The following is a 7892-nucleotide window of genomic DNA, read 5'->3' on the forward strand; positions in this document are numbered from 1 at the left end:
AGCCAAGGCTGCCTGGATTGGCCCGAAGGAGTGGCCCAACGAGCTGACCGTGTTGGCCCGGGCGCTGCGCCGCCACGGCGAGAAGCTGCGTCTTGGCAATGGTGAGCAGGGTTATCGCCCCCATGTCACCCTGTCGCGCAAGGCGGGTGAGGCACCGGCCATCCTGCCAGCCCCAAATTTTCTGCTGCAGGCCGATGAGTTCTGCCTCTATCAATCCATCTCGACCCCGGACGGGGTGCGCTATGAGCCGCTCGCTTGCTGGCCGTTGCGGGCAAGAAGCAAAGAGGGATTGGATAATGAAGAGCAACGGAGGGCAAACCCGTGATCTTTGATCCCCCCCTGCAATCGGGCCAGCTGGTGGCCCGCTACAAGCGATTTCTGACCGATGTGCAACTCGATAACGGCGAGGTCATTACCATCCACTGCGCTAATACCGGTGCCATGACCGGTTGTGCCGATCCGGGCACCCGGGTCTGGTACTCCACCTCCGATAACCCCAAGCGCAAGCTGCCCAACAGCTGGGAGATCGCCGAGAGCCCGGCGGGCCACTTTATCTGCGTCAACACGGCGCGCGCCAACCAGATTGCCCGGGAGTTGATCGAGCAGGAGGCCATCGCTCCGCTGGCGGGGTACAGCCGGTTGCGCACCGAGGTGAAGTATGGCGAAGAGAACAGTCGCATCGATCTGTTGCTGGAAGATGACGAGAAGGGCAATTGTTACATCGAGGTAAAATCGGTCACCCTGCTCGACGAACGTGAACATCCGGGGATGGGTTACTTCCCCGATGCGGTCACCGCCCGTGGTGCCAAGCATTTGCGCGAGTTGATGGCGATGAAAGCGGCGGGCCACAGGGCCGTCCTGCTCTTTATGGTGTTGCACTCCGGAATAAGCCGGATGCGCCCTGCAACCCATATAGATCCGCACTATAGTCTGCTAATTGAGCAGGCAATCGCGGCGGGGGTTGAAATTTTATGCTATCGGCCCCATGTTGGGGTGCAAGGCATGGTGGCTCAAGGGTTTATCCCGTTTGAATCTGGTCACCTGTTACCCGAGGGGAGTGCATAAATATTGGAGTGGGTAACATTATTGGTACGGCTCGTTTGCTTACCCGTTACCCTTCTGCTATAGATGTCGCCCTCAATTTATGGATGGCACGGGTAGCGTGCTGAATTAGGAGACAGGGCATGCCAACAGGCGAAAACAGGAAATCTCTGGGCCCCCTGGCCATTGCGGGTGTCGCGCCTTACCAGGAAAAGCCGGGTGAGGAGTACATGAATGACCAACAAAAGGCGCATTTTCGCAAGATCCTGGGTGCCTGGCGCAACCAACTGATGCAGGAAGTTGATCGTACCGTCGACCATATGAAAGACGAGGCTGCCAACTTCCCGGATCCCGTGGATCGTGCCGCGCAAGAAGAAGAGTTCGCTCTTGAACTGCGTACCCGCGACCGTGAACGCAAGCTGATCAAGAAGATCGAGAAGACCTTGCAGCTGCTTGAAGACGATGATTTCGGTTACTGCGAACACTGCGGTATCGAGATCGGTATCCGTCGTCTGGAAGCCCGTCCGACTGCCGACCTCTGTGTCGATTGCAAGACGCTGGCCGAGATCAAGGAAAAACAGATGGCCGGTTGATCCCGACCCTCTGGTATATGAAAAAGGGAGCTCGCGGGCTCCCTTTTTTATTGAGCTTTTGGCGGTCGCGCCCCAGAATGCAGCCTCAATGAATCGCTTACCCGAACAGTCATGCCAGTGAATCCTCCGTCCTCACCCTTTGCACGTCCCTATGTCGGCCGCTTTGCCCCCTCACCCTCAGGCCCGCTTCATTTCGGTTCGCTGATCGCCGCCCTCGGCAGCTTTTTGCAGGCCAGAGCGCAGCAGGGACGCTGGCTGGTGCGCATCGAGGATATCGATCCGCCGCGGGAGATGGCGGGGGCTGCGGCCCTGATCCTCAAGACCCTTGAAGCATATGGCCTCGAGTGGGATGGGGAGGTGATGTTCCAGAGCGCGCGCCACGGCCGTTATGACGAGATCATCGACCAGCTCTATCGGGCGGGGGACCTCTACTGGTGCCGCTGCACCCGGCGCGAAATCATGGCCGCGGGCGGTCTCTACAGCGGCCACTGCCGCACCCTCGGGCTTGCGGCCGAAGGTTGCGCCGCCCGGCTGCGCCAGCACCATCCGGTCTACCACTTCGACGATCGTTTGCAGGGCCATATCGCGGTCCCGGCGGCGCTCGCCGAGGAGGATTTCATTATCCGTCGCCGTGACGGGCTCTACGCCTACAACCTGGCAGTAGTGGTGGATGATATGGACAGCGGCATCACCGAGATAGTGCGCGGCGCCGATCTGCTCGAACCCACGGTGCGCCAGATTGCCCTCTACCAGACCCTGGGGGCACCGATGCCCGACTGGGTGCACCTGCCGCTGGCGGTGCTGGCAGATGGCAACAAGCTCTCCAAGCAGAACCATGCGCCGGCCCTGGCGTTCGATGAGGTGCGACCGGCCCTGTGGCAGGCGCTGCACTTCCTCGGCCAGTGCCCGCCGTCCGAGCTGATGGCGAGCCGGATTGACGAGATCATCCGGTGGGGTATCGCTCACTGGCAGCTAGAACGGGTGCCCGCCAGCGAGAAGATCCCGCTCGCGGATTGCTGAGTCGACCAGGTGATTTTTGTTTGATTGAGCGTAAATTGCCGCTGTTGATTGTGATTTTATCGGGATGACCCGTTTCAAACGGGATCAATTGTCAGCACGGTTTTTCATTTGGTCAGGCGTGAGCTATGCGCAGTTAGACCGCTATTTTTTGGCTCGGTTTGATTCAAATGAGCTGAAGTAGCCACATGGTTTTTCATTTGTGCAGGCCTGAGCTATGTGCAGATTGACCGCTATTTTCGCTGGCAGACGGTTTCATGCGGGATCAATTGTCAGCACGGTTTTTCATTTGGTTAGGCGTGAGCTATGATAGGCCGCTATTTTTTGGCCTCCCGTCAATTTAGAAGTCATGAAGAGGTGTACCATTTTTTCCCAGATCGCAAACTTTTGCCGCAAGGTGCTCGGCAAGGAAGACGGCGAGCAGTCGGTGGAATCCCCCATTCCAGCCCGTGTCGCCGGTCAACGTCGTACCTTAAGCCGTGATCAGCACCCTATTTCGCGCAAAGAGATCAGCGAGAATGCACTCAAGGTGCTCTATCGCCTGAACAAAGGGGGCTATGAGGCCTACCTGGTCGGCGGCGGAGTCCGGGATCTGCTGCTCGGGAAGACGCCCAAGGATTTCGACATCGCAACCGATGCGACGCCGGAGCAGATCAAGGCGCTGTTCAGCAACTGCCGCCTGATTGGCCGTCGTTTCCGCCTGGCCCACATTGTCTTTGGTCGTGACGTGATCGAAGTGGCCACCTTCCGGGGTCACCACCATCAGGTCAATACCAGCAAACATGTGTCGGCCCAGTCTGATGAAGGCATGCTGCTGCGCGACAACGTCTACGGCACCATCGAAGAGGATGCCGAGCGCCGCGACTTTACCGTCAACGCCCTCTACTACAGCGCCAAAGATTTCACCCTGCACGATTTCGAAGGGGGTCTGGAAGATCTGGCCGAGCGCAAGCTTGAGCTGATCGGTGATCCCGAGACCCGTTATCGTGAAGATCCGGTGCGGATGCTGCGCGCCGTGCGCTTCGCCGCCAAGCTGGATATGACCATCAGCCCGCGTACCGCTGCCCCCATCAAGGAGCTGGCGCCACTGCTGCAAGACATCCCGGCTGCCCGCCTGTTTGAGGAGACCCTCAAGCTGTTCCTGGCTGGCGACGGTCTGGCGACTTACAAGCTGCTGCGCGAGTATGGCCTGTTCCAGCAGCTCTTCCCGCAAGTGGCGGCGCTGTTTACCCCGCATGGTAACTCGCCCTACGAGCAGTTTATCGAGCAGGCGCTGATCGATACCGACACCCGCGTCCGCGAAGATAAGCGCGTCACTCCCGCCTTCCTCTACGCTACCTTGCTGTGGGGCTGCGTCGAGGCCCGTGGTCGGGTGCTGGAGAACGAGAGCGGCCTGCCCTGGTATGACGCCTTCATGCTGGCGATCAACGAGGTACTGGACAATCAGGTGCGGATCATCGCCGTTCCCCGCCGTTTCACCACAGATGTCCGCGACATCTGGGCACTGCAACAGCGGCTGACCCGTCGTCAGGGCAAGCACCCCGAGCGCGCCATGGAGCATCCCAAGTTCCGCGCGGCGTTTGACTTCCTGTTGCTGCGCAACCGGGTCGAGCGCGGTCTCGGCGAGCTGGCCAGCTGGTGGGAGCGCTATGTTGCCTCCAATCCGGATGTGCGCCCGCAACTGCAACGGGAAGCGACCCGTCGCCCGGCCAGCGGTGAGCGCGGCGAGGCTCGCAGCCACGATGGCGAGAAGCGCAGCAGCAACAGCCGCAACCGTCGTCGCCCCCGTCGCCGCAAACCGAAAGTGGCCGAGTGACAACAGACGTGATGACCGAGGTCTTCATCGCCATTGGTTCCAACCTGTCTGATCCGCTGGGTCAGGCTCGTCGCGCCGTTGCCGCGTTGGCAAGGTTGCCGGAATCTGTGCTGTTGGAGGCCTCGTCGTTTTACAGCAGCCGCCCCATGGGGCCTGCTGACCAGCCGGACTACGTCAATGCCGTGGCCCGGCTCAATACCCGGCTCGCGCCCCTTGCGCTGCTGGATCAATTACAAAAAATCGAGCTGGAACAGGGACGTGTGCGCAAAGATGAGCGGTGGGGGCCGAGAACTCTGGATCTCGATCTGCTGCTCTATGGGGATCAGGTGATCAACCATGAGCGCCTGATCGTACCCCACTACGGCATGAAGGAGCGGGAGTTCGTGCTGCTGCCCCTTGCCGAAATTGCGCCTGCTCTGGTGCTGCCCTGCGGCACCCCGCTCGCCCTACTGGTTGCCCGCTGCCCGCACAATGATTTGGCCATCATTGCCCCTCGTGCAGACGTACAGGAGCCTCTATGAGCAAGATCACCACCGCCAGCCTGCTGAAGATGAAGCAGGAAGGTCAAAAGTTCACCGCCATCACCGCCTATGATGCCACCTTTGCCAAGCTGTTCGACGACGAGGGGGCCCACGTGCTGCTCATCGGCGATTCACTGGGCATGGTGCTGCAAGGGGGTCAGGATACCCTGGCGGTCAACATGGATGAGATGGTCTATCACACCCGCTGTGTGGCGCGCGGTGCCAGCAAGGCACTGGTGGTCGCCGACATGCCGTTCATGAGCTACGCCACTCCCGAGCAGACTTACCAGAACGCTGCCCGCCTGATGGCGGCCGGTGCCCGCATGGTGAAGATGGAAGGGGGCGACTGGCTGTGTGACTCCATCCGCCACCTCACCCGCAACGGGGTGCCGGTGTGCGGTCACCTCGGCCTCACCCCGCAATCCGTCCACGTCTTTGGCGGCTTTAAGGTGCAGGGGCGCGATGAGTTTCAGGCGCAGGAGATCTACCGCCAGGCCCTCGAACTGCAAGCGGCCGGTATCCAGCTACTGGTGCTCGAGTGTGTGCCCACTGCGCTGGCCGAGCGCATCACCAAGGCGCTTCGCATCCCGGTGATCGGCATTGGTGCCGGCCCCGCGACCGATGGTCAAATTTTGGTGATGCATGATGCCTTTGGCGTCACCTCCGGCTATGTGCCCAAGTTCACCAAGAACTTCCTGGCCGAGACCGGCGATGTGCGTGCCGCCATCCGCCTCTATGTCCAGCAGGTGAGCGAGGGGAGCTTCCCCGGCCCGGAGCACTGCTTCAACTGATCCTGGCGGTTGCATGATGGGGGCTGCGGCCCCCGTCTCTGCTTCTCAGCCTCGCACAGTTAATCCGTATAGCTAATCCGTATCTTATTGATTCATCTAAAGGTGAACTGCTGATAGCCATGTTCGTGCCCCATCCCGCCCGAGCGCTACCGGTAGATGCAACCCGTCTCTCTTTTTGATTTATCGGAAGGTGAACTGCTGATGTTGGTCGTAAACAATCCCGTCGTTCTGCGTGAGCAGATAAGCCAATGGCGCCGTGAAGGGCGTGCCATCGCATTCGTGCCCACCATGGGCAATCTGCATCAGGGCCACCTGACGCTGGTGAAAGAGGCGCACAGCCACGCCGAGAAGGTGGTGGTCAGCATCTTCGTCAACCCGATGCAGTTCGACAAGGCCGAGGATCTTGCCAACTACCCGCGCACTCTGGAGCAGGATTGCGCTGCGCTGGAAGCGGCCGGGGTCGATATGGTGTTCACCCCGACCCCGGAGATCATGTATCCGCAGGGGCTGGCCAGCCAGACCTTCGTCGAGGTGCCGGGTCTCTCCAATCTGCTGGAGGGAGCGCTGCGTCCGGGTCACTTCCGTGGTGTCAGCACAGTCGTTACCAAGCTGTTCAATCTGGTACAGCCGGATGTGGCCTGCTTTGGCCAGAAGGATTACCAGCAGTTGGCGCTTATTCGCAAGATGGTAGCCGACATGGCGATGCCCATCGAGATCGTCGGCGTGCCCACCGTGCGGGCCGAAGACGGGCTGGCGCTCTCTTCCCGCAACGGCTACCTGACAGCTGCCGAGCGGGCTATCGCCCCCGAGCTGGCGCGCACCATGAACTGGATCGCCGAGCAGATCGAAGCGGGTGACCACCACCTGCCCTCCTTGGTGGCGCAGGCCAGCCAGCGCCTCGACAACGCCGGTTTTCGTACCGATGCCATCGACATCGTCGATGCCGCCACCCTCGAATCCGCCACTGACGAGAGCGCGCAGCTGGTGATCCTGATGGCTGCTTATCTTGGCAAGGCCCGCCTTATCGACAATCAAGTGGTCACGCTGCAGCAAGCCTGAGCCCGCCACAACCAGGAGGACCCCATGTCCAAGAAGGTTTACTGCATTGCCCAATTCCTGCCCAAACCCGGTCAGGAGCAGGCCCTGTTTCAGGTGCTGCAGGCGCTCGAGCCCAACACCCTGCGTGAGGATGGTTGCCTGCAATATCGGGTGACCCGCCACATCGCGAGCCCGTTTGCCGAGGGGGAAAGCTTCCCCATCGTGTTCAACGAGATTTGGCAAGATATGGCGGCTTTCGAAGCCCACTGCCAGCGTGCCGAGATCACCGCGTTCTTCGAGCGTTACTGTCTGGCGGAAGATGGTTTGGCCGCGAAGTGGAATGTCTGCGTCTATAGTGACGAACCTGAACAGTACGACGCCCCCGTAAAGAAGTAATTACCCCGAATGCCAGCGGACGCCCTCTCGGGCGTCCGCTGCTTTTTCACGCCTGCACTCTCCTGCATTCCGGCGTTTTGTTCTGCGGCCCAGCCCGCATTTCCCTTCGTTTCTATCCACTTTCGGCCTGATGGCCGCTACAGGTATTCATGATGTTTGTCCTGATTGCATCGCTTGTTTTCTGTCTGCTCTGTTTTGCTCTCACCCGGTTACCCACCGGGTTGCCGCTCTCGCGCAAGGTGCTTGCGGGTCTGCTGCTTGGCGCCCTGTTCGGGCTGGCGCTGCAACTGGGTTGGGGCGCCGATGATGCCGGCGTTCAGCAGACCCTGGAGTGGGTCAATATCGTCGGCGGTGGCTATGTCAGCCTGCTCAAGGTGGTGATGATGCCGCTGGTGTTCACCTCCATCCTCTCCGCCATCAACAAGCTGGAGCAGGCCCAGTCCCTCGGCAAGATCAGCGCCGTGCTGATCGGCTCCATGCTGACCCTGGTGATGATCGCCGGTGTGGTGGGGATGACCATCACCAACCTGAGCGGTCTCACCGCAGCCGGGTTGTTGAGTCACGGCAGCGACAGCGCAGCCCTGCAACAGAGTATGAGCACCATCGACAGTGCCCAGACCCTGCCTGCCTTGCTGCTCTCGCTGGTGCCCACCAACTTTGCCGCCGATATGGCGGGGAG

The 7892-nt window shown here is 60.4% G+C and carries 9 protein-coding genes and 1 pseudogene; all 10 read left to right on the top strand.

The features are described from left to right. Nucleotides 1-325, top strand: a pseudogene (locus L972_RS20795) (2'-5' RNA ligase family protein); the annotation flags it as partial. Beyond that, nucleotides 322-1065: a DNA/RNA nuclease SfsA gene (gene sfsA / locus L972_RS09475; protein WP_047437797.1), complete on the top strand. Its 744-nt coding sequence runs from the start codon at nt 322-324 to the stop codon at nt 1063-1065. The pseudogene L972_RS20795 and the gene sfsA, both read left to right, overlap by 4 nt. A gap of 119 nt (nt 1066-1184) precedes the next feature. Further along, nucleotides 1185-1634: an RNA polymerase-binding protein DksA gene (gene dksA, locus L972_RS09480; RefSeq protein ID WP_005335644.1), complete on the top strand. Its 450-nt coding sequence runs from the start codon at nt 1185-1187 to the stop codon at nt 1632-1634. A gap of 111 nt (nt 1635-1745) precedes the next feature. Beyond that, nucleotides 1746-2654: a tRNA glutamyl-Q(34) synthetase GluQRS gene (gene gluQRS / locus L972_RS09485; protein WP_047437802.1), complete on the top strand. Its 909-nt coding sequence runs from the start codon at nt 1746-1748 to the stop codon at nt 2652-2654. Nucleotides 2655-3000: 346 nt separating this feature from the next. Further along, complete coding sequence (pcnB, locus tag L972_RS09490) at nt 3001-4467, top strand: polynucleotide adenylyltransferase PcnB (protein WP_005335642.1); 1467 nt, start codon at nt 3001-3003, stop codon at nt 4465-4467. An 11-nt stretch (nt 4468-4478) separates the two neighbouring features. Further along, complete coding sequence (gene folK, locus L972_RS09495) at nt 4479-4988, top strand: 2-amino-4-hydroxy-6-hydroxymethyldihydropteridine diphosphokinase (protein WP_047437804.1); 510 nt, start codon at nt 4479-4481, stop codon at nt 4986-4988. Continuing rightward, the gene (gene panB / locus L972_RS09500; protein ID WP_005335640.1) at nt 4985-5779 is read left to right on the top strand and encodes a 3-methyl-2-oxobutanoate hydroxymethyltransferase; all 795 of its coding nucleotides are present in this window, start codon (nt 4985-4987) and stop codon (nt 5777-5779) included. The genes folK and panB overlap by 4 nt, the downstream gene beginning before the upstream one ends. A 201-nt stretch (nt 5780-5980) precedes the next feature. Next, nucleotides 5981-6838, top strand: coding sequence for a pantoate--beta-alanine ligase (gene panC, locus L972_RS09505; RefSeq protein ID WP_005335639.1), 858 nt, complete (start codon nt 5981-5983; stop codon nt 6836-6838). Nucleotides 6839-6862: 24 nt separating this feature from the next. Next, nucleotides 6863-7213 carry a putative quinol monooxygenase gene (locus L972_RS09510; RefSeq protein WP_047437807.1) on the top strand — a complete coding sequence of 117 codons (351 nt, stop codon included), beginning with the start codon at nt 6863-6865 and terminating at the stop codon, nt 7211-7213. Between the two features lie 149 nt (nt 7214-7362). Then, nucleotides 7363-7892 (top strand): cation:dicarboxylate symporter family transporter (locus tag L972_RS09515; RefSeq protein WP_047437809.1); only part of this gene is annotated, 530 nt, incomplete at its 3' end.

This window comes from Aeromonas sp. ZOR0001, from assembly GCF_000801015.1.
Lineage (GTDB): Bacteria > Pseudomonadota > Gammaproteobacteria > Enterobacterales > Aeromonadaceae > Aeromonas > Aeromonas veronii.